The organism is Neptuniibacter pectenicola (assembly GCF_001597735.1).
Lineage (GTDB): Bacteria > Pseudomonadota > Gammaproteobacteria > Pseudomonadales > Balneatricaceae > Neptuniibacter > Neptuniibacter pectenicola.
Map to the genome: position 1 here is coordinate 349,461 of NZ_LUTS01000001.1, position 22,027 is coordinate 371,487.

At 46.1% G+C, this 22,027-nt stretch carries 20 protein-coding genes and 6 tRNA genes; 6 read left to right on the plus strand and 20 right to left on the minus strand.

Features of this window, described 5'->3' with window-relative positions; translation table 11 throughout:
* Window positions 1–290 precede the first annotated feature (290 nt).
* Window positions 291–857, plus strand: coding sequence for a peptidylprolyl isomerase (locus A3773_RS01505; protein ID WP_067982085.1), 567 nt, complete (start codon window positions 291–293; stop codon window positions 855–857).
* A 55-nt stretch (window positions 858–912) separates the two neighbouring features.
* Here the strand turns inward: A3773_RS01505 and A3773_RS01510 are convergent, their stop codons facing one another.
* The 6 genes from A3773_RS01510 to A3773_RS01535 form a co-directional block, all read right to left on the minus strand.
* Complete coding sequence (locus tag A3773_RS01510) at window positions 913–3,150, minus strand: heavy metal translocating P-type ATPase (protein WP_067982087.1); 2,238 nt, start codon at window positions 3,148–3,150, stop codon at window positions 913–915.
* 92 nt (window positions 3,151–3,242) lie between these two features.
* Window positions 3,243–3,707, minus strand: a complete 465-nt coding sequence (locus tag A3773_RS01515; RefSeq protein ID WP_067982090.1) for a YiiD C-terminal domain-containing protein — start codon at window positions 3,705–3,707, stop codon at window positions 3,243–3,245.
* Window positions 3,708–3,732: 25 nt separating this feature from the next.
* Complete coding sequence (locus A3773_RS01520; protein WP_067982093.1) at window positions 3,733–4,284, minus strand: nitroreductase family protein; 552 nt, start codon at window positions 4,282–4,284, stop codon at window positions 3,733–3,735.
* Window positions 4,285–4,296: 12 nt separating this feature from the next.
* Complete coding sequence (gene queF / locus A3773_RS01525) at window positions 4,297–5,121, minus strand: NADPH-dependent 7-cyano-7-deazaguanine reductase QueF (protein ID WP_067982096.1); 825 nt, start codon at window positions 5,119–5,121, stop codon at window positions 4,297–4,299.
* Window positions 5,121–5,894, minus strand: coding sequence for an ABC transporter permease (locus tag A3773_RS01530; protein WP_067982099.1), 774 nt, complete (start codon window positions 5,892–5,894; stop codon window positions 5,121–5,123). Before A3773_RS01530 ends, queF begins: the two co-directional genes overlap by 1 nt.
* On the minus strand, window positions 5,891–6,823 hold the full coding sequence (locus A3773_RS01535) for an ABC transporter ATP-binding protein (RefSeq protein ID WP_067982102.1): 933 nt from the start codon (window positions 6,821–6,823) through the stop codon (window positions 5,891–5,893). The genes A3773_RS01530 and A3773_RS01535 overlap by 4 nt, the downstream gene beginning before the upstream one ends.
* Before the next feature lie 235 nt (window positions 6,824–7,058).
* Between A3773_RS01535 and A3773_RS01540 the strand changes: the two genes are divergently transcribed.
* The gene (locus tag A3773_RS01540; RefSeq protein WP_067982709.1) at window positions 7,059–7,454 is read left to right on the plus strand and encodes a PA2817 family protein; all 396 of its coding nucleotides are present in this window, start codon (window positions 7,059–7,061) and stop codon (window positions 7,452–7,454) included.
* A gap of 20 nt (window positions 7,455–7,474) precedes the next feature.
* Here A3773_RS01540 and A3773_RS17670 read toward each other — a convergent pair whose 3' ends face one another.
* The 8 genes from A3773_RS17670 to A3773_RS01580 all read right to left on the minus strand — a co-directional run bounded on the left by A3773_RS17670 (window position 7,475) and on the right by A3773_RS01580 (window position 12,870).
* Window positions 7,475–10,327: a bifunctional diguanylate cyclase/phosphodiesterase gene (locus A3773_RS17670; RefSeq protein ID WP_067982104.1), complete on the minus strand. Its 2,853-nt coding sequence runs from the start codon at window positions 10,325–10,327 to the stop codon at window positions 7,475–7,477.
* Window positions 10,328–10,332: 5 nt separating this feature from the next.
* Window positions 10,333–11,529, minus strand: a complete 1,197-nt coding sequence (locus A3773_RS01550; RefSeq protein WP_067982106.1) for a porin family protein — start codon at window positions 11,527–11,529, stop codon at window positions 10,333–10,335.
* Window positions 11,504–11,914, minus strand: coding sequence for a hypothetical protein (locus A3773_RS01555; protein WP_067982109.1), 411 nt, complete (start codon window positions 11,912–11,914; stop codon window positions 11,504–11,506). Before A3773_RS01555 ends, A3773_RS01550 begins: the two co-directional genes overlap by 26 nt.
* Before the next feature lie 162 nt (window positions 11,915–12,076).
* Window positions 12,077–12,152: transfer RNA gene (locus A3773_RS01560), tRNA-Glu, on the minus strand.
* A gap of 27 nt (window positions 12,153–12,179) precedes the next feature.
* A tRNA-Gly gene (locus A3773_RS01565) sits at window positions 12,180–12,254 on the minus strand.
* 18 nt (window positions 12,255–12,272) lie between these two features.
* A tRNA-Glu gene (locus A3773_RS01570) sits at window positions 12,273–12,348 on the minus strand.
* Between the two features lie 355 nt (window positions 12,349–12,703).
* A tRNA-Gly gene (locus A3773_RS01575) sits at window positions 12,704–12,778 on the minus strand.
* A gap of 16 nt (window positions 12,779–12,794) precedes the next feature.
* Window positions 12,795–12,870: transfer RNA gene (locus tag A3773_RS01580), tRNA-Glu, on the minus strand.
* Between the two features lie 141 nt (window positions 12,871–13,011).
* Here A3773_RS01580 and A3773_RS01585 point away from each other — a divergent pair.
* Window positions 13,012–13,752 carry a hypothetical protein gene (locus tag A3773_RS01585; protein WP_067982111.1) on the plus strand — a complete coding sequence of 247 codons (741 nt, stop codon included), beginning with the start codon at window positions 13,012–13,014 and terminating at the stop codon, window positions 13,750–13,752.
* Here A3773_RS01585 and A3773_RS01590 read toward each other — a convergent pair.
* The 4 genes from A3773_RS01590 to A3773_RS01605 form a co-directional block, all read right to left on the minus strand.
* Complete coding sequence (locus tag A3773_RS01590) at window positions 13,742–14,812, minus strand: YeeE/YedE family protein (protein WP_067982712.1); 1,071 nt, start codon at window positions 14,810–14,812, stop codon at window positions 13,742–13,744. The genes A3773_RS01585 and A3773_RS01590 overlap by 11 nt on opposite strands.
* Window positions 14,813–15,086: 274 nt before the next feature.
* Window positions 15,087–15,680: a molybdenum cofactor guanylyltransferase MobA gene (mobA, locus tag A3773_RS01595; RefSeq protein WP_067982113.1), complete on the minus strand. Its 594-nt coding sequence runs from the start codon at window positions 15,678–15,680 to the stop codon at window positions 15,087–15,089.
* A gap of 60 nt (window positions 15,681–15,740) precedes the next feature.
* A complete protein-coding gene (locus tag A3773_RS01600; protein WP_067982116.1) occupies window positions 15,741–16,112 on the minus strand; it encodes a response regulator in 372 nt (123 codons plus the stop codon).
* A 177-nt stretch (window positions 16,113–16,289) separates the two neighbouring features.
* A complete protein-coding gene (locus tag A3773_RS01605) occupies window positions 16,290–16,922 on the minus strand; it encodes a class I SAM-dependent methyltransferase (RefSeq protein WP_067982119.1) in 633 nt (210 codons plus the stop codon).
* A gap of 159 nt (window positions 16,923–17,081) precedes the next feature.
* Between A3773_RS01605 and ubiM the strand changes: the two genes are divergently transcribed.
* The 3 genes from ubiM (at window position 17,082) to A3773_RS01620 (ending at window position 20,914) form a co-directional block, all read left to right on the plus strand.
* Window positions 17,082–18,401: a 5-demethoxyubiquinol-8 5-hydroxylase UbiM gene (ubiM, locus tag A3773_RS01610; protein ID WP_067982121.1), complete on the plus strand. Its 1,320-nt coding sequence runs from the start codon at window positions 17,082–17,084 to the stop codon at window positions 18,399–18,401.
* Window positions 18,402–18,705: 304 nt separating this feature from the next.
* Window positions 18,706–20,424: a PQQ-dependent dehydrogenase, methanol/ethanol family gene (locus A3773_RS01615; RefSeq protein ID WP_067982124.1), complete on the plus strand. Its 1,719-nt coding sequence runs from the start codon at window positions 18,706–18,708 to the stop codon at window positions 20,422–20,424.
* 67 nt (window positions 20,425–20,491) lie between these two features.
* Window positions 20,492–20,914 (plus strand): c-type cytochrome, encoded by a 423-nt coding sequence (locus A3773_RS01620; RefSeq protein WP_067982127.1) that lies wholly within the window; start codon window positions 20,492–20,494, stop codon window positions 20,912–20,914.
* Window positions 20,915–21,006: 92 nt separating this feature from the next.
* Here A3773_RS01620 and A3773_RS01625 read toward each other — a convergent pair whose 3' ends face one another.
* A complete protein-coding gene (locus A3773_RS01625; RefSeq protein WP_067982131.1) occupies window positions 21,007–21,642 on the minus strand; it encodes a DUF6515 family protein in 636 nt (211 codons plus the stop codon).
* A 265-nt stretch (window positions 21,643–21,907) separates the two neighbouring features.
* A tRNA-Pro gene (locus A3773_RS01630) sits at window positions 21,908–21,984 on the minus strand.
* Between the last annotated feature and the right edge of the window lie 43 nt (window positions 21,985–22,027).

Genomic DNA, 22,027 nt, shown 5'->3' on the forward strand with positions numbered 1-22,027 from the left:
ACGTGGCCACCTCCTCACATCAGCCACCTTAAACTAAGCCCTCCACTACGTCCGTAAAATAAAGCACACAACCATAGTAACAAGATCGAACTAAATAACATTGATAATAAATATCTACAGTAACCCAGCACCTATCCCTTAGCACCCAAAAAACAGATATGACAACAAAACCTTACCGTCTACACGGGCATAAGACCCGAATCACTGACGCAAAATTTACCTACCCAGACACAAGAATAAACGGTAAATTTAGTGCCTATACGTCTTAAATAAAAACTAACGGACCTCTCATGTTTAAAAAGATTCTATTAACTATCCTTTTACCTGTTTTACTCACCTCAACGGCCTTTGCCGAAGAGGCTAACCCTAAAGTGACGCTGCAAACGAATTTAGGCAACATCACCCTTGAGCTATTCCCTAATGAGTCTCCGGAAACGGTCGCTAATTTCCTTAAGTATGTAGACAGTGGCTACTACGAGGGCACCATTTTTCACCGTGTAATCGCAGGGTTTATGATTCAAGGCGGTGGGTTTACCGCAGATATGAAAAAGAAAGATACCTTAGAGGCGATAAAAAATGAGTCGCAAAACGGCCTAAGCAATACCGAAGGCACTATTGCTATGGCACGGACAAATTATCCACACAGCGCCACATCGCAATTTTTTATCAATACCGTTAATAATAGAAACTTAGATGCACGCGGTAACCGTTTTGGCTACGCCGTCTTTGGCCGTGTCACTGATGGTATGGAATTAGCGGTAGAAATAAGCCGTGTACCTAGAGCTGAAAAAGGTGGTCATAGGGACGTACCAAAATCACCGATCATTATAGAAAAAGTCGTACGTGTAAGCGAATAAAGCGCCCCCTGCATGAGCCTTACCTAAGATTATCGATGAGGTAAGGCTCACCCTATTAACGATCAATTCTCAGCCATCTAAGCCGATTAGCGTTACTTACAACCGTAATAGACGACATTGCCATAACGGCACCCGCGATCGCTGGGTTGAGGAGAACCCCGATAAAGGGAAAGAGTACGCCGGCCGCAACAGGAATCGCAACCGCATTGTAGATAAACGCACCAAACAGGTTTTGCTTAATATTTTTGACTGTCGCTTTCGAGATCGCCATCGCTTTAGACACACGCGTAATCGATCCAGAGATAAGGGTGACATCCGCACTGGCAATTGCAATATCCGATCCCGTTCCAATCGCATAACCTAAGTCCGCCTGAGCTAACGCTGGGGCATCGTTGATACCATCACCCACCATTGCGACCACATCACCCTGCGCTTGTAGATCTTGAATCACTTTCTGCTTCTGTTCAGGTTTAACATCCGCAATCACCCGCTCAATGCCCACCTCACGGGCAATCGCTTCGGCGGTAAGCTGGTTATCTCCAGACAACAAAATAATCTCCAGTCCCGCCTTTTTTAAGGTCTCGATTGCAGATTTTGAATCACTTTTTACCCGATCAGCAATCGCAAATAGCGCCACAACCTGTTTAGCACGCGCGATATACACTAAAGAGCGAGCCTCTGACGCCCACTGCTTGGCTTGAGGTAATACCGCGTCACAATCAACGCCATGCTCAGCCATCAATGCCGCATTCCCGATAAGCCAGTCTGCCCCCGCCACAGTGGCTGACACACCTAGCCCAGACATGCTTTCAAAGGCATCGACCGCTACTTTGTCATCTTTATTTACACCTTCGGCTAGCATGCTGGCGCATAGCGCTGATGCCAGCGGGTGTTCCGAGCGAGATTGTATCGTTAACACCGCTTGGGTCACGTACCCGATACTGTCACGGCCGCACACATAGACCTGATTAGTCACCGCGGGCTTACCTTCCGTCACTGTACCTGTTTTATCAAACACAACCGTTGTGACCCGTTCGGCCACTTGTAAGGCATCGGCATTGCGAATCAATATGCCTTCACTGGCTGCGCGTCCTACAGCCACCATCACCGACATCGGAGTGGCCAACCCTAATGCACAGGGGCAGGCAATAATTAATACCGTCATCATCGTGATTACCGCATAGGTGAGCTGCGGTTCGGGGCCTAAGTTAAACCAGATAAGGCCCGTTAAGGCTGAAAAGAACATCACCAAAGGCACAAAAAATGATGCTATTTTATCGGCGAGTTTTCCCAGTTCAGGCTTACAATTTTGCGCCTCCCGAACCGATTCAATAATTTGCGCAAGTACCGTTTGGGAGCCGATCTGCTCTACCCGCATTAATAGACTACCCGAACCGTTGAGCGTACCCCCAACAAGGTTATCGCCTTGTACCTTATGCACAGGCTCAGACTCCCCCGTCAGCATAGACTCATCAATATAGGTTTCACCAGAGACCACAGCGCCATCAACAGGAATACTTTCACCGGGACGCACACGGACGAAATCCTGTAACGACAGTAATTCAATGGCGACCTCTTTCTCTTCGCTACCCCGTACCCGCAGCGCAGTGCTCGGCTGTAGTTGCATTAAACTACGCACGGCATCACCGGTTTTCTTTCTCGCTTTCGCCTCTAAGGCCTGCCCTAACAAGATAAAGCCAAGGATCATCACGGACGCTTCGTAATACAGATGTGTTGCCGGTTCTGGTAGGGTAACACCCGCAGATGAGACCACTAGAATGCCCGTAGAGTAGATCCAAGCAGCCCCCGTCCCGAGGGCAATTAAGCTATCCATATTAAAGTTTAATTTACGCGCAGAACGCCAAGCGCCTTGATAGATGTGACGCGCACAGATGTACATAATAAGAAGTGTTAACAGGCCCGTAATAGCCCCGACCAGAATACCATTGATATGATTAATACTCGGCATCCAACCGAGCCACATCTGAAGCATCAAAACCGCACCCAAGCCCAAGGCTAAAAGACTACGGCTCAATGTTTTTTGATAATGCTGCTGCTCTGCACGTTGTACCTGTGCTAAGCCCGCACTGTCTGTGATTTCAATCGCCCCATAACCCGCCGCCTCAACGACAGCAATCACTTGTGCAACAGTACCGGAGGAGGACACACTCAAACTTCGATCAGCAAAATTAACTGAAAAGTCATCGATAATGGCGTTCGAGGCTAAGCCCTTCTCCAACGAACGTACGCAACCTGCGCATTTAACACCTTGTAAGGAAAATCGATAGAGCATGCTGTTACCCAATCAGTAGAAACACAATAGATAAGCGGGGGCCTAACCCATAAGCGCAGCTGAGTCGGCATCTAGATCAAACATAATAAGTATTAACGCTGTTTTTCTAACGCTACATAGCTACCCGTCAAGCGCATAGCGACCTTATCACCCTGTTTTATTTCGATAACAAGATCGATTCTAGCCCGACCTTTTTCTAACATTTTCTGGTAAAACGCCGTTAATAGCGCAGGTTCAGGTAACGATGTTTTAGCGGTAAAGTCCGAGGTAACCGGTAGAAAGTATTCTAAATGGCTATCCCGAATGACCACATCATCATCGCGCCCTTTAGCCCTGAGGTAGAGCATGACAATACTCCAACCACATAACGTAGCAATTGTCGCCAATGAACCCCCAAACCCTGTGCCTTTATCATTCACATTAGGCGCCAGTGCTGCTGTCATTGCCAGCGTTTGACCATCCCATTGTAACGGGGATAACCCCAAATGGTTAACCAATGGGATTTCGCCTTTTAAGCGAACAAGGAACGCATCTGCAATTCGATTATAGTCGATCAAAATTGCTTACCCTCTCCATCTCACCTTACCACTCAGTAACATAAGCCTCGTGCTCATGCTGAGGGGCAGTGCGTAATTTTTTAGCGCTACCTAAGTAGATGTAACCAATAATGGTTTCTGTCGCTTCGACACCGAGACCTGACTTTACAACCGGATGATAGGCCATATCACCTGTGCGCCACATAGCACCTAGACCCTGGGCATGTGCCGCTAAAATAATATTTTGCGCGGCGCACCCTGCAGAGATCTCTTGCTCTAAAGGTGGCACTTTAGGATGGTCACACACCGCGGCAATCACAACGATCAGCGTCGGTGCACGTAGCGGCATATTACGTGTTTTCTCTTGCCGCTCCGGTGCAAGCTCGGGATTATCAGTTAAGGCGGCCTTTAGAAACAACTCGCCTAAACGCTCACGGGACGCACCCGATACGGTTAGAAATCGCCACGGCCTAATGGCACCATGATCCGGCGCCCTTAGGGCCGCTTGATAGATATTCTGTAACTGTTCACTTGTCGGCCCCGGCTCCATGAGTGCAGGACAAGATACACGATGATGCAGCAGTTCTAGCGCATCCATAAATTCTCTCCCCTACTGTCGACTAAGACGAAGATTATCAATATCGTCCATCTCACTACTACGGAACGGATTAATATCTAACCCACCACGACGCACATAACGCGCATAAACATTTAAGCTATCGGGCTTACAACGCTCCCAGATATGCATAAAGATATTTTCTACACACTGCTCATGGAAATCACCGTGTTCACGGTAAGAGATTATATATTTAAGTAACCCCTCTCGATCGATCTCCTTGCCGCTATAGCTAATCCCTAACGTCGCCCAATCGGGTTGCCCTGTAACCGGACAATTAGACTTTAATAGATGGCTATAAAGCACCTCTTCGACCTCATCTTCACCGGTAAACAGTAAATCAGGCGCGGGGGTATAGGCCGTAATATCAACGTCCTGATTATCAATACAGAAACCTGTAAATTGACCAAATTCAGGGGCTTGATCTGGGTGATAGATCCTGACGGTAACACGCCCTTCTGCGGCCTCAGATAGATCTTTAATCAGTAACGCTTCGACCTCTTTTTGAGACGCAAACTTACTTAAATTAAAGGAGTTTAGATAAAGCTTAAATGACTTAGACTCTATAATATTTTTGCTATCAGCAAACACACGAAACTCAGCAAGGCGCACCTCAGGTTTGCCCCGATGGTTTATCCAAGAAAGCTCATACGCATTCCAAATATCAACCCCTTTAAAAGGCAACGTTTCACGATCAATCCCTTGGGCCTGCCAATTAGTATCACGCGCGATAGGGTAGAGTAACGATGGATCGTAACTATTAATATACTCTGTGTCTTTACCCAGCGGTGACTGTGTTACTACGTCGTTTGTGTCCATTAACTACGAATTCCTTTGCCATGTTTAAGCAGATAAAGCGCATAAGAGAAGAGCCCACCAATAAACAGTAGGATCATCATAAAGGCGAACCCTACATTGATATCACTCACCCCTAAGATACCGTAACGGAAGGTATTCACCATATAAAGAATCGGGTTCAACTGCGATACACCCTGCCAAAACTCTGGCAACAACTGAATCGAGTAAAAAACACCGCCTAGATATGTCAGTGGCGTTAACACAAAGGTAGGGATAATACTGATATCGTCGAACGAATTAGCAAAGACCGCATTAATAAAGCCGCCCAACGCAAAAAGAACCGCTGTTAAAAACACAATCGCTACGGTAACGAATAAATGCTGCACTTGCAGGTCAGTAAAGAACAGCGATAGCAGTGTGACAATCAGTCCCACACCTAAGCCGCGGGCAACTCCCCCCAACACAAACCCACTTAAAATGATCCAATTGGGTACAGGTGAGACCAGCAACTCTTCAATACTGCGCTGAAACTTAGTGCTATAAAATGAGGACACCACATTACTATACGAGTTAGTGATAACCGACATCATGATTAAACCTGGAACAATATATTCCATATAATCAAAACCGCCCATTTCACCGATACGGCTACCGATCAGGTTACCAAAAATAATAAAATACAGCGTCATTGTTATTGCGGGGGGTAGCAAGGTTTGCGCCCAAATGCGCGTAAAGCGACGTATTTCACGGCGTAAAATGGTCCAAAAAGCGATGAAAAGATCGTGGCTGTTCATGCATTATCCTGATTAAGAGTTTTATCAACAAGAGACACAAATAACTCCTCTAGCCTGTTTGATTTGTTGCGCATGCTTCGAACTAAGATATTGTTATCCTGTAAAAGTTCAAACAGACCATTTAAGCCCTGCTCTTTTTCCACATCGACCTCTAAAACATTCTCTGCAATTAAACGCACCCCATAACCTTCCAAGTGCGGCGCCTGAGTCAACGCATCTTCGATATCTAAAATAAAGGTCTCAGTGGTGAGCTGCTGCAGCAACGCGTTCATACTGGTATTTTTAATAATTTTACCGCGATCAATAATAGCGATATTGCGGCATAAACTTTCAGCTTCTTCAAGGTAGTGTGTCGTTAAAATGATGGTCGTCCCTGCGGCATTGAGTTCTCGCAGAAACTCCCACATAGAGCGGCGTAACTCAATATCAACACCCGCTGTAGGTTCATCTAAAATCAGTAATTTAGGATCGTGCATTAAAGCGCGAGCAATCATAAGGCGACGCTTCATACCACCGGACAACATACGGGCAGCCCCGTGGCGCTTTTCCCATAGCCCTAATTTTTTCATGTAGTAATCAGCACGCTCTGACGCTCTTTTGCGCTCGATGCCATAGTAGCCCGCTTGCGTCACTAATATGTCTTTAACATTTTCGAACATATTAAAATTAAACTCTTGTGGCACCACGCCTAAGTTTAACTTTGCACCGATTAAATCTTTATCAATATCTACACCAAAAATAGAGACCTTACCGGAGGTTTTATTCACTAATGAAGAGACGATACCTAACGTGGTCGACTTACCGGCGCCATTAGGACCAAGCAAAGCAAAAAAGTCGCCCTGCTTAACCTCAAAAGAGATCTCTTTTAAGGCCTCAAAACCGTTGCCATACACTTTATGTAAATTTTCAACTGTTAACGCTAATGTCATCTAGCTATCCCGACTTAAATAAGGGGGTGATTTCAAGTTTGTAAACATACGTTTTCGACTACAACCGCTTGATAGAGAGTCTGGCGCTAAAATGCCCAGCTCACCTATCAACTAAAAGTCGCCGCACATTTTAAGTGACTCAGCTAAGCATTCAATGAACTATTTGTTCATATCCACCTAGCTAGCTTGTGTTTCACCTTATAAAATAAGCGCCATCATGATATTGGAGCTCGAAATGACATCTTACCAAATTCATCACCTTAATTTCCTGAAAATTGCATATAACAATTTGATCAAGTGCGAGCCCTTCACCCATGAGGAGATCACCCATGAAGATGAAGCCTTTATCCTTAGCCTTAAAGAACTGATCGAAGCATTCGAGGCCGGTAGCGAAGAGATTTATACCACCGGAGAACATGTAATAGAACGTGCGTTTAGAATGTACCCTGCCCTTGCTCACTTAATTGCTAGAGACCTGCTATGGTTTTTTGGCGGCAGCTGCCTGCATAATATGGCCGATGAAGAGATCGAACGATTCCAACAATTAGACGAGATGCGTTTCAGCGCAGAAGAAAGCGGTGAAACGTTCGACTACCTAAACCAGCGGGCAAAGGTATTTGAGCAGCACTAAGACTCACGCCTGCACGCTATTTAGTCTGCACTGATATCCACTGCCTGATTAGCAACAAAATCAACAAACGCTTCCACAGGCAGTGGACGGCTAAAATAATAACCCTGAATAAGATGGCAACCGTGCGCACGTAAATAAGCCAACTGTTCAGTGGTTTCGACCCCTTCAGCCAACACGCCTAACCCTAAACTTTTAGCCAACACAATAATGGCCTTAACAATCGCCTCCCCTTCTGGGTCGTTCCCGATATCACATACAAAGCTCTGATCAATTTTGAGTGTATTCAAAGGCAGTTTCTTTAAGTAACTCAGGGATGAGTAACCGGTGCCAAAATCATCCATCGAAAGCGACATGCCCATTTGACGGAATGTGTGAAGCTTAGGAATCGTGATCTCAGGCTGGCGTAGTAAAAAGCTCTCCGTTACCTCCAAATCCACCAGCTTCGGATCTATACCGGTTTCGCTAATCACCCGCTGCACGCTGGACAATAAACTTTCATGCATGATCTGCTGACCCGCCACATTCACGCCCATACGGACATAAAAGCCCTGATCATGTAATATTTTTCCTTGCTTACAGGCTTCGCGTAATACCCATTCGCCAATAGGAATAATCAGCCCTTGCTCCTCTGCCAAAGGAATAAACTTAGCAGGCGAGATCATACCTAACTCTTTATGCTGCCAGCGTAAAAGTGCCTCAGCCCCCATCACGCTACCGGAGCGCGTATCAATTTGAGGTTGAAAATACACTTTGAGTTCATCATGCTCCAACGCCCGTCTAAGGTCATTCACTAAGGAGAAACGTTCATAACGCTCACTGCCCCGCTCATCATGATAGAAACGTAACTGGTTTTTACCTCGCTCCTTCGCATCAAACATCGCCACATCGGCATACTGCACCAAGGTTGTGACGTCTGTAGCATTTTCAGGGTACATAGCGATACCTATGCTCAACGTGCTAAATATCTCATACCCATCAATAAAGAAAGATTCCCTAAACGCTTTTAACAGCTGTGTAGCCACATCCTCGATCTCTTGAATAGAGGAACGGGACTCTAACAGTACGGTAAACTCATCTCCGCCTAAACGCGCTAAAAGGCCATCATGACAGATGACGCTTTGGATACGTTCAGCCGCTTGCTGAAGCAACTCATCACCTACAGGGTGACCTAAGGAGTCATTAACATCTTTAAAAGAATCAAGGTCACAAAACAGTACAGCGATAATGTCCTTGTTACCTGAGTGCTGTTTAAGTGCTCGCGCCACTTCATCATTAAACATTAACCGGTTAGGCAGTGCCGTAAGTGGATCATGGTTAGCAATCCAAACCAGTTGTTTTTCGGCTTGCTGACGTTCGGTAAAATCAAGGCCTATCGATAAAACCTGCGCCTCTGAATCTGGAATATTTAACACTGAATGTAACCATGAAACCTGCAACATCTGACCATTTTTAGATCTAATGGCCGTTTCAACTTGTACCTTAGTTTCTTGCTTATTAAACAAACGCTGCATCAACCTTTGATGTTCGTCCAACCCTACTTTGTCATGGCTGAGATCAAAGAAACTGAGTAGTTTTACTTCATCCGCGCTAAGCCCAAGGGCCTCTAAACCAAAGCGATTAAGCGTCACTATATTGCCGTTATGGTCTAACGTCATAATGATCGTTTCAGCGGTATCTAATAGGCTCGTCACAAAATCACGTTCTGCTTCAAGCTGATCCGACCGCTCAGACAGATGCAGGGCACGCTCAAGTAAGGATTGCTCTAACCGCTCAAGCTGTTCCGTAAGGTCTAGGGTACTGTGCTTGAGCAGGTCAAGTTCATCTTCAAACAGATTGCTGCGTTTAATAGAATGTATGCCTAAACGAATCTCTTCGTAGGCGCTTTTGGCAAGTAGAGGCAGCAGAGCAGATATTCTAGCAAGTGCGCTCAACGGTGAGCGCAAAACCGTCAACAAAAACAGGGCGGCTAAAAACAGACCGGCACCCGATACCAACAAACGCTGAATCAAATCATCCCTCGCATCAATATAGGAGCGAGTATGATCCTCAATTAAAATCCAAAAGGCTCGGCCTGACGCAGCCCCTTCTGGCGGTTTTAAAATAACCTGATAACGACGCCCTTCTACATTGACTTCATATGCCCCACCGCCTAAAGAGATACTCTGCTCACTCACAAGGCGGTTTAAAAGTGCGGTATTTTCAGCTTTTTTCGTTAAATACTTTAACTCTAATGTCCACAAACGGGCCGCAGCTGCACTACCGGACGGTTGCAACGCAAGTCCAATGTCGCGCCCTGTTTGGTGATTAAATTCCAGAATAATGTCACGCATCTCGCGACCCACCACCACCACACCAGTTTTATTGCCCACAAGCGTGACTGGCATCGCGACAAAACGTAAACATTGGCCAAAACAGTGGAAGAACTTAACCGGTTCCTCCTCTTCAATCACCGTTGTAATGACCGACGAGGGAAAATCAACAACAATACCCTGCTCCGTCGTTAGCTCACCCGCTCCATCATAAAAATAGATCGCATCCATTGAGCCGTTTATAGCAAGACTGGGAAACAAGGTCTCTAACGCATCAATATAGGCACTCGGCGTCGCTGCGCCTTTAGCGTTGTGATCAACAACCAAGGGGATTATTTCAGACAATTCGAGGAGACGGTCATAAGAGGTGGCGACTAAGCCTTCCAGCACGCTGAAATCACGTTCCGCTAATTCTAAACGCTCCTCTGCGCTGTCCTGCTTTAAGCTGTGGTAGGAGTAATAACCATAAATAAGGTGCACCATCGCCAGCGCGAACACCAAGTAGATAAAGACCTTCCAACGCAAACTCAAAAACGTACGAGGGTCAACATTTGAGTAAGGCATATAGATTAAAACCTATAAGTTGCTTGCAGTAAGAACATATTCCAGTTTTTTTCTTTCTCAACGCCAACGGGGTTATCCTGAGTTGCTAGCCACGCGGTACCTTCCACTTTGTGCAACTCTGCCCGAAGCAACCAATTAGGAGTCGCCTCCCATCCCACACCCACCGTCCAATCAAAGGCATAGTGAGTATAAGGCGGCTGACCATCAAGCAGCTGCCCTTTGGTCCCATCTTTATCATCTTTATCCATATAAAAGATATCGCGCCGTACAAACATAGATATATCAGAGGTTAGCCTATGCTCTAACTGTACATAGAACGATTCACTAGATGTCTGAGGCTTAATAGAAAAAATGCCACCGATGTCTCCCCAGTCTATATTTTGTCTAAAATATTCGCCCGTTAAACTCCAACGATCCCAGTTATACTGAAGTGAGATAGCCGCAATATCGAGATCAAGCACCCCATCACCTGGCGCTCCAGGTGCAGGGGTACCGGGATGTTCAAAGTCTAATTTAAAATTGCCGTAGGTAATCGCCGCAATAAAACTATAATCGTTAGAGCTATATTCATTACGCCACAGGTAACCTTCACTGTCTTCAAACGAGCCGGGCCAATCAGCGTTCAGATAAGCATATTCAACGTTGGCATCCTTACGCGGAGCCCCCGCAAACAACTCTGATTTAATCCGCCCTGATGAGAACATTTTTGTTCCATAAAGAACAAAACCATCGGATGAAAGCTCTAAGTTTCGCGCGCGGTCAAAATAGATAGATTGCGGTAGCATAATAGACGGCCGAGTAAAGGCCACATCGCGGGTCGAATTATAAAAACCAAAAGGATTTTTAATACGCCCCAACTGTACCCCTGCATTCCCCCACTGTTGTTCTAAAAAGCGATAATCCACCAAGGCATAATCGACACTCAGATCACCGTCATCTACCTTACCGGCTTTTCGAGAAACTAACTGGCCCGATACTAGTAAACGCTCACTTAACCGCGCTGACGTGCTCAGCCCTAGCTCCCTAAAATCGAAGCTACCTGACTCACTATCACCATAGAAATTATTATCATCGCTCAGGGCAAACCCTTGAGTAACGAAGCCATTTACCTCCCAGTTGATCTCATCAGCAGTAGCATGCATCCACGGAAGACTAAAAAGAAATAAGCCAAGCCATTTAATCAACCTGTAATTTTTTAGCATCGCTGCCTACCTCCATACCCGTGGACATATATCCTATGGCTCCTTTATGACTAGATACTTTGTCCAGCATCTCTTGATAAGACCCAACAACCATCGGTGATTGTCCCGCACCAGAGAAAACAGCTCTATCCCAAATTTTTACTAATCGATAGGGAAAGACTTTTAACTCTGTCTTAACAAACGCTTGGTGTTCTGATTGATGAGGAGGAAGAATGTAGACCCGAACAGATTGGCCATCGGGCCAAACACGGGTTTGCATTGAGAAAATAGAAAGAAGGTACTGCCGACTAACATGCTCAAGCGATACGCTCGAATTGACGATCACCTCAGATAAGCCTATCCGAGAAAACGTTAACAACAGTAAAAATAGCAGAAGTCGGATCATACAATGAAGACAACCACATCCTATGTGAAACAACCTTTACTTGGAATAAAACGAGATTACTCCAAACCAAACAAGGTATAACTTTAGCTAGTTTAGTCCAAAGGAAGCAATATTACCTTCAACTGAGGTAAAAAATTAGATAATGAGTAAAAAGAAAGGAAGTGGCGTCCCATAGGGGGTTCGAACCCCTGTTACCGCCGTGAAAGGGCGGTGTCCTAGACCTCTAGACGAATGGGACACTAAATTGTAAATTCATTGCTGAATTTGGAGCGGGAAACGAGGTTCGAACTCGCGACCCCAACCTTGGCAAGGTTGTGCTCTACCACTGAGCTATTCCCGCTAATCTCTTTAAAGAGAATGGCGTCCCATAGGGGGTTCGAACCCCTGTTACCGCCGTGAAAGGGCGGTGTCCTAGACCTCTAGACGAATGGGACGCTACATCCCTACAAGCAGCGTTGCCTTGTAAGGAGGCGCGTATATTAAAGAACTGATTCTTGAGGGTCAACCCTATTTTTAAGAAAAAAGAACACTTTGTTTTCTTGATAGTGGTTGCAAATACAACAAACAGCATTAACGCCGTTTTTACGCTAACCCTTTGGTAATATTAAGGAACTTTTTAGAGGAATAAATTAGAGATCTCTTATGCTGAATCAAGCCTACTTTTCAGGCACAGTACATAATTAAAACGCTAAGGTTTCAGCAGAAGAAAGAAACAAAATGAGAAAAAACGAAGATTTAGGCGCAAAAAAACCAGCAAAAGCTGGCCGATAGAATACTCAATATAGACTATGGAGCGGGAAACGAGGTTCGAACTCGCGACCCCAACCTTGGCAAGGTTGTGCTCTACCACTGAGCTATTCCCGCAATACTTTAAAGAGAATGGCGTCCCATAGGGGGTTCGAACCCCTGTTACCGCCGTGAAAGGGCGGTGTCCTAGACCTCTAGACGAATGGGACGCTGCAAGCTGTAACAGCTCTTTAAAGCGGGGCAAATAATACTGACCCAACATTCAAAATACAAGTGTTTTATTTAATTATTTAACTATAAAATCTGTGTTTTTTTCGATAGTGTAAAGTTATTAGGAATAGGAACCTTTCATGAGCCCAACTTACATAGCAGTAATTATTCTTTGTGGCGTTGCGCTCATGTCCTGCATTGCATTTATCATACAAGATATCGAAAACAAAAAGCGTGAACGTAACCTCCGCCTGATCAGCTTAAAATCAGGCATACGCAGAGCAACCCACCTACTCGACGCCTTTCCCCCGATCTTACTAACAACCGACATTCGCGCCCTGCTCTGCAAATACTTAGAAGCCCGTTGGAACGCCGTTGTTGAACTTGACCCAAGCGATAGCAACAAACAACAAAGAAGCGCGCTCCAAGCACAAGCCGCCATATTGCCTGAACCGATTCCCCATCCGGTCGGATCAATGTCTATATTTAACAGTCACACCGAAGCCGCAAGAGCCATGGGGATTATCAAGGAACTGGCTCAGTTCATTATCGATATCAAAAACAAGGGCGATCTCAACAGTGATTCAGCAGACAACCTAACAAAAGCCGCCAAACGTATCTATGCACGTGTTGAGGTTGATCTTGATCTATTAAATGCGCTCGAAACGGAAAAATCGAGAGGACCAGAAGTCGTTATACATCATTACCGCAGCTGTTTTAGCAAACTACAGAACCTCAATAGCCACCAAACCTTAGACCGACAGTTATATGAGATACGGACACATGTAACCCAACTGGCGGAAAAGATCGACGCCGCAGCAGAAGAGAAAGCTAAAGAAAAAGAACTAGAAAAAGATTCAGGCAAAAAGTTTAACTTCTAACCGCCGCCATCTCGCGCTTCCGGTCCACAAACGTGTCAGTAAGACCTGCGCCTGCCCACATAGATGCCAAGGCGATCCAAGCCGTAATAGAAAACGCCGACCCGCCCGTTAAGCCTGCTCCTACAGCACACCCCCCTGCTAACATGCCACCCATCCCCATCAAGCAAGCACCTAAGATGTAACGCACCATGCTATTACCATCTTTAAACCCTTCAAGCTTTAAGCTACGGGAAAATAAAGCGGCTAAAAACGACCCCACAAAAACACCCGGAACAAGCCCCACATCAAAGTCCATAGGCGCACCACCTGGCGTCAGAAAATACATTAACGTATCTGCAGACGGCCCTGTAAATGTCATGCTCTCAACCTGAGTTGACTCAAATGTTTGATACGACATGTGGTACGTAAACCACCAGCCACCCACAATTATAGAGCCGACTCCCACCGAACCAACCCACGCCCAAGGTGTCAGTTTATTCTTAATACCATAGATAACCGCAACCACCGCACAGGCAACACTAATATAAAGACCGGCATAATCGCCCAACCCTAAAAAGCTAAGCAGCTCCAAGCCACCATCTTCATGCAGTAAAACGGAGTGGGCCACCGCATCCCTTGCGGGCGCAAAAACACCTCGTAAACTCGCCTGCGCGATGGCCGCAAATAGCAACCCCGAAAACAAAGCTCGTAAATTTCCTGTCGCCGCTAAGACAAGCAAACGCGCACCACAGCCCCGCGCCAAGATCATACCCGCACCAAACATCAACCCACCGATAACCGCACCGGATAAACTACCGTAGGACGCTAACATGCGAGAATCAGTGATATCCAACTCACCGAGTAGAATAAGGGCCTGCGTCCCCCCCACAGCCGCAGAAAAGGTGAGCAACCATATCGCCACTTTAGGCCCCATCCTGCCACGCACAAATTCAACAACAGCGGCACGCAAACAGAATTGACTTCGTTGAGCAAACACACCAAACAAAAGCCCTAACACCAATCCACCCACGGCCGTCGCACCGTCTTCACCTAAACGGTCAATTAAAAAATCGAAATCCATAATGACTAAACCTACAAAGGTAATAGACACCACTCAGCTAAAGGAAGATCACAACTAAGCCCTCTCTACTGAGTCAACGCTCGATAAAGGGACACATCACCACTGACGGGCTATTAGATTATTTCTTAATGGAATAATAACAAAACAAATATGTATATAAATTGACCTACACCAACAGGCAATGAGCTTTATTAATAAAAACTAATAAAGGAAGTACGTCTATATAGCCCACATAGGTTTTTGAAGGGAAAACGCAATAAAAGAAGGCACAGCCTTACGACAGGTCTTGCACGGTATTCATGTTTTTTAGTGTGGGCGATTGCGCCCCCACCTCAACAAAATACATAGGGAATTGTTTGTACCATTTGTACACTGCCCTCTCCCCCGTCTCGAGCCACAGGCCCAGTGCTTGAGTGAGTTTAAGGGGTATCACTGCGTGAAGAAACTGCGGTTGGTCATCCGTTTTTAACAACACGATCTCTTCTGTATGCACACGCACGGCCTGCAATAAACACTGGATAACGTCTTCATCTAGTAATGGGGTATCACAAGGAAGTACCAGTACATGGGTATAACCCTCCAACTGCTGCATCGCTGCATGCACCCCCGCCAACGGCCCTTGATAGCCCCCAATCTGATCTTTCACCAAGGTATAGCCATAGGACTCATATTGTTCGAAGTTACGATTACAACTAATCACAACCTTGTCCAACAACGGTGTTAACCGATCTAATGTCCAACACACCATCGGCACACCCTGATACAGCACTAAGCCTTTATCTTGGCGCCCCATCCTCTCCCCCTGCCCACCCGCGAGTACTACAGCGGCAATTTTTATCGGCGAAGAGGCAGGTAATGAATGGGACATAAATGACCTAACAGATAAAGATGATAAAAGACGAGCGGCAGCGTATAAAGGGATACAGGGTTATTCAGTCACTGCAATATTGTCTAACGCGGTGACCAGTGCTTCAAAATCAATCGGTTTCCAAATAACCTCTTTAACATTACCCGCATCCATAATATGTCTAATTTCACGTTTTTCTGCTTGCCCCGTAATCACGATACAAGGCTGTTCAGGGTACTTTTTACTAATGTAATTAACCACCTGATCCCCCGTAAGGTGGGGCATCTTCACATCGGTAATAAAGGCATAACAGTCGCCCTTGTCTAATTCAGCCAACGCAAGTTTGATTGAACTAAAACAGTGGGGCTCATAAGCTAAATTTTCAGATTTAATACGACGCTCTAAACTGCTGAGCATCATCACTTCATCATCAAGAATGATAATTTTACGCATCTAAACACCGTTAACCTTTCTACTAAGTACACGAGGCCTATTAAATTGGCATTGTTTCTTGTCGCTATTAATTCACAGTCGCTATATAAAGGGTAGATCTATTTACCCCTGCTGCCAACCCGCTTTACGCCAATAATTACGTTAATCCAGCGCCTCAATCCGCACCATAATGATGCTCTAGGTGCGCTTCACACTCACCATCGCTAACCACGGCTGTTGTTGACGCGGCATCCCCTCAGGACGGTAATAATGATGCAGCACATCAAATCCCGCGTCATGCCAAAAGCGCTGGCACACATCAAACTCCATATAGTGACCATAACGCTCACCACTCCACCCCTCATCACTCCCCCGAGGGTTCGAGCTAAATAGAACCCCTCCCTCTCTCAAAGCATGATGACAGGCTTTAAGTACACTCGGTAACAGTTCACTAGGGACATGAAACAACGAGGCGTTGGCAAAAATACCATCAAAACACGCTTCACCTAGATCCAACTGCGCAAAATTTTGATTCAATACTTTACAACCACTATGAGCCCTCGCCATATCACAAAAAGTTTGACTCCCATCCAAACCAACGGGCTTATGGCCCAGCTGTTTGAAATAGTGCAAATCTCGTCCTGGGCCACAGCCTAAATCCAAAATATCTAGCCCTGAACGTTGGGGAAGCGCCTGCAACAATGCTTCAATATTTTGGCTAACATCATGATCGCGCGTACCCTGCCAAAATGATTCAGCATTAGCCTCATAATGACCCAAGGTGATCCGCTCAATATCCTCAACCCCGTCACGACTCTGTCTATCTGTCATATACACCCCACGCTTATCGCTTACCCACCCACTCAATCAATCAATCAATCAATCAATCAATCAATCAATCAATCGAGATTGAAACCATTTCTTGATTTACATCCAAGCTTAAAACTAAATGGCAGAGTAAAGTAGCTTTTTTCAACGGGAGAAAGCGTTATGCAAGAACACTATGATGTCGTTATTATTGGTGCGGGCCCTGCGGGGTTAAGCTTTGCTCGATCACTAGCCGACCTCCCTCTCAACGTGGCCATCATAGAACGCTCCTCCCGAGCAACCTTAGCGAACCCTCCTGAGGATGGACGTGAAATTGCGCTCACCCATCAATCGGTCGAAATTATGAAAGCCTGCGGCGCATGGCAAAGGCTGCCCGACAAAGACATTTCACCTATAGAAGCCGCTAAAGTATTCGATGGTGAATCTAGCTACAGCTTAAATTTTGATAACACGACAGAAGCGTTGAGTGCCCTCGGCTATTTAGTACCGAATCACCAGATCCGCAAAGCATATTATGAAGAGCTGATATCCCACCCCCAGATAGAGGTATTGACTGAAACCGTTGTTAAAACCATCACCTCCGATGACAACAGCGGACAGATCACCCTCAACAATGGCACCCGATTAACCGCCGAACTCATTATCGCCGCCGACACCCGTTTTTCTGAAATGCGCCGTCAGATGGGACTTTCTGCCAGCCTTAAAGACTTCTCACGTAGCGCAATTGTCTGTCGCATGGTCCATGAAAAGCCCCATAATCAAACCGCCTTTGAGTGCTTTCACTACGGACGCACCACCGCCATACTGCCAATGAATGGAAACCGCTCCTCCATTGTTGTCACCGTCAATAGCCGTGAAGCTCAGCACTATGCAGAGATGAGCGATACCGCGTTCAATCAAAATATAGAGCAAAAGCTCGGTGGGTTATTAGGCGAGATGGCATTATTGGGCAAACGCCACACTTACCCACTGGTTGCAGTACATGCGCATCAATTTATCGGACGGCGGTTCGCCTTAATTGGCGATGCCGCTGTGGGCATGCACCCGGTCACCGCCCACGGGTTTAACCTTGGGCTTAAAGGCCAAGCAACCTTAGCTAAGCTCATCGCCCACGCCCTTGCTGATGGAGAAGCCATCGCCAACGAGGCACTTTTAAAACAGTACGAATCAGAGATGATGACAACAACGCGTATCCTTTATCACGGTACCAACGTGGTGGTCGGCCTATTTACAAACGAAACCTTAGCGGCAAAAGTAGCGCGTAAAGCCACCTTACGCTTGGCCAATAACATAACTCCCTTCAAACAGCTGATCACCCAATCACTCACCGAAAAAGCACTTGATAAAGCAGGGCCGCTACACACCTTAAAAAATTACCTACCACCGCTACCGGTCGGCCTACCCACTGACACGCTTAAACTACGCTTAGAAAATAGCCCCCTCGCTAAATATAACCCGACCCGTTTCTTTCGTTCCTACTAAGCTTTTATTCATTTCACAGCCTCCAACAAGAAGAGATGTTGGAGGCTAACCCTTGGCCGAAATAAAAACATAAGTCGTTCCCTCACAGGCGGGCCTCCTACCTACAAAAGCGCCGACAAACCTAAAATTTAGATAAAACACAATGTCGCACCATGACACAAACAGTTCCACCAGATAACGACAAATAACGCCAAATAAAAGAAATAAGCCCCATTTACCCTTGTTTTTGCATGGCACGGATAATGCTGAACAGCTAGTGCGCACGTATATATAAAAATTAAAAAAAAAATAAGTGAGAGCAAAGATGATGCATAAAAAAATGGCAGGCATAGTCGCCTGCACGGCTTTGTTAGGCTTAAGCCTGTCTATCAACACCCACGCACTAGGCGTCAATGTATTAGAAGGCAAGCATCTTAATAACTTCGTTACGGACGACATGCTGCTCAATGCAGATAAAGACCCAAATAACTGGCTACATTACGGTCGAGATTACGAAGGTACACGTTACTCGCCCCTAACACAGATCAACAAAGACAATGTCAGCGATCTGGTACCTAAATGGAATCTTTCCTTTGGTGTAATTGGCGCACAAGACAGCCAAGTCATGGCCGTCAATGGTCGACTCTATGTTACCTCTAGCCAAAACCTAGCCTTTGGCCTTGACGGCACGACAGGCGACATCCTATGGAAATACCAACGCGCACTACCGGGCGATCTAGGTTCAAAGCTTTGCTGTGGTTCAGTTAACCGTGGTGTCGCGGTCTATAAAGATAAAGTTTATATGGCCACACTCGACACCCATATGGTTGCTTTAGACAACAATACCGGCGAAGTGGTTTGGGAAAAGAAACTCGGTGACTACAAAACAGGTGAGATCCTAACGTCTATGCCAATGGTTATTAATGGCATGATCGTAATAGGCAACTCCGGTGGTGACCTCGGCGCAAACCCAGGCACCGTGTATGCGTTGGATGCTGATACAGGCGAGCTGATCTGGAAAACCTACACGGTCCCAATGACCGGCAAAGAAAAAATTGCCAAATCATGGGCAGGAGATTCCTGGAAAACCGCCGGTGGCACACCGTGGTTGCCACCGACTTATGACAAAAAAACAGGTTACATCCTTTATGGTGTAGGTAACCCGACCCCTGACTTTGATGGTAGTTCACGTAAAGGTGACAACTTATATACAGGCTCCACCGTCGCAATCGATCCGAAAGACGGCAAAATCGTTAACCACTTCCAATACACGCCCCATGACGTTTGGGACTATGACGGTACCAACGAAGCGATCCTGATCAAAGATAAGCAAAACAGAGACACCTACCTACATGCTGACCGTAACGGCCACTTATATTCTATCAACAGCAAAACGATGAAATGTAACTGGGTTGTTCCTATGCAGCGGGCCAACTGGGTTAAAAGCTTTGATGACAACTGCCGACCAACGGTTAACCCAGACAAAGTACCAACCGAAGGCAAAATCACAACCGATATCGCGCCGACGCTAGGTGGCGGTAAAGAGTGGCACCCAGCCGCGTACAGTAAACGTACCGGTATGGTTTATGTGCCTGTCATTGATATGTCGATGGACCTAGAAGCCAAAAAACAGGAGTTTAAACCTGGGCAATGGTTCTTAGGCACCAACACCCTTCGTTTACACCCAGGTGCAGGTTACCTAAAAGCATTTAACGCGACCACCGGCGAACTTGAATGGATGCGTTCACAAAACGTACCGGCAACAGGCGGTGTACTCGCCACGGCAGGCGGACTTGTTTTTAACGGTGATGCTGAAGGCTTCTTCCGCGCCATTAAAGATGATACTGGCGAAACCCTATTTGAATACAACGTAGGTACGGGTATCCACAGCAACCCAACCACCTACATGGTAGGCGACACTCAATATGTTGCCGTACTTGTAGGCCCTGGTGGCGGTAGCTTATGGCCACTCGTGTATGGCGAGTTTTTCAAACATAACACTAAGGGCGGCGGTCTCTTCGTGTTTGCACTCCATAAAAAATAACCACCTGAATCATTTTTAACCTTTACGAGGGGGCGCTTGCTCCCTCTATTATCTTCAAAGGTGTTCCATGCAAAAATTACTAAAAACCAAACTCGCAATTTTGATTCTGATGAGCATCGTCTCAACCGCATGGGGGTTTGGTGTAGAAGGCCTCCAACAACAAGAAGGCACAAGCGAAGAGGATCTAGCGGCACTTGCTGAAAAACACATCGGCAACCCCGACTCTATCGCCACAGGCAGACAACTTTTTGGTAATACGTGCCTATTTTGCCACGGTCCCGATGGTAAAGGCGCTCGCGCCCCATCCCTAGTAACAGGTCCTTATCGGCCCGGTGGCGGTAACACGCCTGAATATATGTATTCCGTTGTTATGCAAGGTCGCCCAGGCACCATTATGGCGTCATTTAAAGAAAGCCATACAGATGATGAGATTTGGCAGATTTTAGCCTTTCTGCGAGATCGCTCTGCCGCTATTGCAGCAGAAAAATAGTTTTAAACCCCAAGTAATAACCCGGCGTTTGGCACGTCTACTTAGACGTGCCCTTTTTACCGTCCAAGGGCGACGGGTCCTACCAGCTCAACCTAGTTCAACCTTACCGCTAAGTAATGAACGCCTCTGCCGGATGATTGCGGAAGAAAATAAACATCACGGTATTTAAAATACTGTTGACCATTAACCGTTACAGACTTTGCACCTTGAGGTATAGAACCATAAGTGCTGCCAAGCTGAAACCCAGCGCTACGCGCCCCCCTCCCTTTCTTCTCAGCAACCGCTGACGTATGGCTACTATAAATTAGATCGTTACGGGGCTCATTGATAACCCGGTAGTACCCATTATCATGCATATAATAAATGCCCTGAGAAACATAATAGCCACGGCCTTTAATCACAACTTTTTCACGCCCTTTGGGTAGGGATCGAACCTTTAACCCCACCGGCGGGCGAACAACCGCATAACCTTGGCTGACAGGGCGATAATACACCCCCTCATTAAAGATAAAAGACACATTCCCAAAACGAAGACTGATGCCACTGGACGGCACCTTATGTACCACCGCACCTGTTTTATAAACCACCCGTTTATGCGTAATCTGCCCTTTGTGGGGCGCGCTATAATATGACGTACTTTGGTATGAGCTCTCTTTACTATGCGCAGCACTGATAGTTGGCAACACGCTCAAGCTCATGACTATAGGTAAGAGTATGGTTAATTTCATCGTGTTCTCCATCTAATCCGACTGAATTCACAATCGATACTACGCGGAAAAAACAACAAAAAACGCGACTTAGCGAACCTTTACACAACCTTTTCACTTCTTGACACGCCTTAACCTTTGGCTGCGCCTTAATGCAAATTTTCCGGGTGTTTAGTGCGTTTGAACAGAAAAAATAATTGCCAAAAATGGAACGAAAATAGTACGCATACTAGCTCTCGCTAGAAGCTACGTTTCTACTGGATCATTTAGACTTTTTAATGATAATTGGTCGGGATGAGAGGATTTGAACCTCCGACCCCTTGCACCCCATGCAAGTGCGCTACCAAGCTGCGCTACATCCCGACTCTGAACTTGGGAACGAGCGTTCCTCAAGAGGGCGCTATAT

Bases quoted from the DNA above. Each gene is read 5' to 3' on its own strand.
- A3773_RS01520 (WP_067982093.1), bottom strand. From the start codon at position 4,284: ATGGATGCGCTAGAACTGCTGCATCATCGTGTATCTTGTCCTGCACTC.
- ubiM (WP_067982121.1), top strand. From the start codon at position 17,082: ATGCAAGAACACTATGATGTCGTTATTATTGGTGCGGGCCCTGCGGGG.
- A3773_RS01600 (WP_067982116.1), bottom strand. From the start codon at position 16,112: ATGCGTAAAATTATCATTCTTGATGATGAAGTGATGATGCTCAGCAGT.
- A3773_RS17670 (WP_067982104.1), bottom strand. From the start codon at position 10,327: ATGCCTTACTCAAATGTTGACCCTCGTACGTTTTTGAGTTTGCGTTGG.
- A3773_RS01585 (WP_067982111.1), top strand. From the start codon at position 13,012: ATGAGCCCAACTTACATAGCAGTAATTATTCTTTGTGGCGTTGCGCTC.
- mobA (WP_067982113.1), bottom strand. From the start codon at position 15,680: ATGTCCCATTCATTACCTGCCTCTTCGCCGATAAAAATTGCCGCTGTA.
- A3773_RS01625 (WP_067982131.1), bottom strand. From the start codon at position 21,642: ATGAAATTAACCATACTCTTACCTATAGTCATGAGCTTGAGCGTGTTG.
- A3773_RS01605 (WP_067982119.1), bottom strand. From the start codon at position 16,922: ATGACAGATAGACAGAGTCGTGACGGGGTTGAGGATATTGAGCGGATC.
- A3773_RS01535 (WP_067982102.1), bottom strand. From the start codon at position 6,823: ATGACATTAGCGTTAACAGTTGAAAATTTACATAAAGTGTATGGCAAC.
- A3773_RS01615 (WP_067982124.1), top strand. From the start codon at position 18,706: ATGATGCATAAAAAAATGGCAGGCATAGTCGCCTGCACGGCTTTGTTA.
- A3773_RS01555 (WP_067982109.1), bottom strand. From the start codon at position 11,914: ATGATCCGACTTCTGCTATTTTTACTGTTGTTAACGTTTTCTCGGATA.
- A3773_RS01550 (WP_067982106.1), bottom strand. From the start codon at position 11,529: ATGCTAAAAAATTACAGGTTGATTAAATGGCTTGGCTTATTTCTTTTT.
- queF (WP_067982096.1), bottom strand. From the start codon at position 5,121: ATGGACACAAACGACGTAGTAACACAGTCACCGCTGGGTAAAGACACA.
- A3773_RS01530 (WP_067982099.1), bottom strand. From the start codon at position 5,894: ATGAACAGCCACGATCTTTTCATCGCTTTTTGGACCATTTTACGCCGT.
- A3773_RS01510 (WP_067982087.1), bottom strand. From the start codon at position 3,150: ATGCTCTATCGATTTTCCTTACAAGGTGTTAAATGCGCAGGTTGCGTA.
- A3773_RS01505 (WP_067982085.1), top strand. From the start codon at position 291: ATGTTTAAAAAGATTCTATTAACTATCCTTTTACCTGTTTTACTCACC.
- A3773_RS01590 (WP_067982712.1), bottom strand. From the start codon at position 14,812: ATGGATTTCGATTTTTTAATTGACCGTTTAGGTGAAGACGGTGCGACG.
- A3773_RS01540 (WP_067982709.1), top strand. From the start codon at position 7,059: ATGACATCTTACCAAATTCATCACCTTAATTTCCTGAAAATTGCATAT.
- A3773_RS01620 (WP_067982127.1), top strand. From the start codon at position 20,492: ATGCAAAAATTACTAAAAACCAAACTCGCAATTTTGATTCTGATGAGC.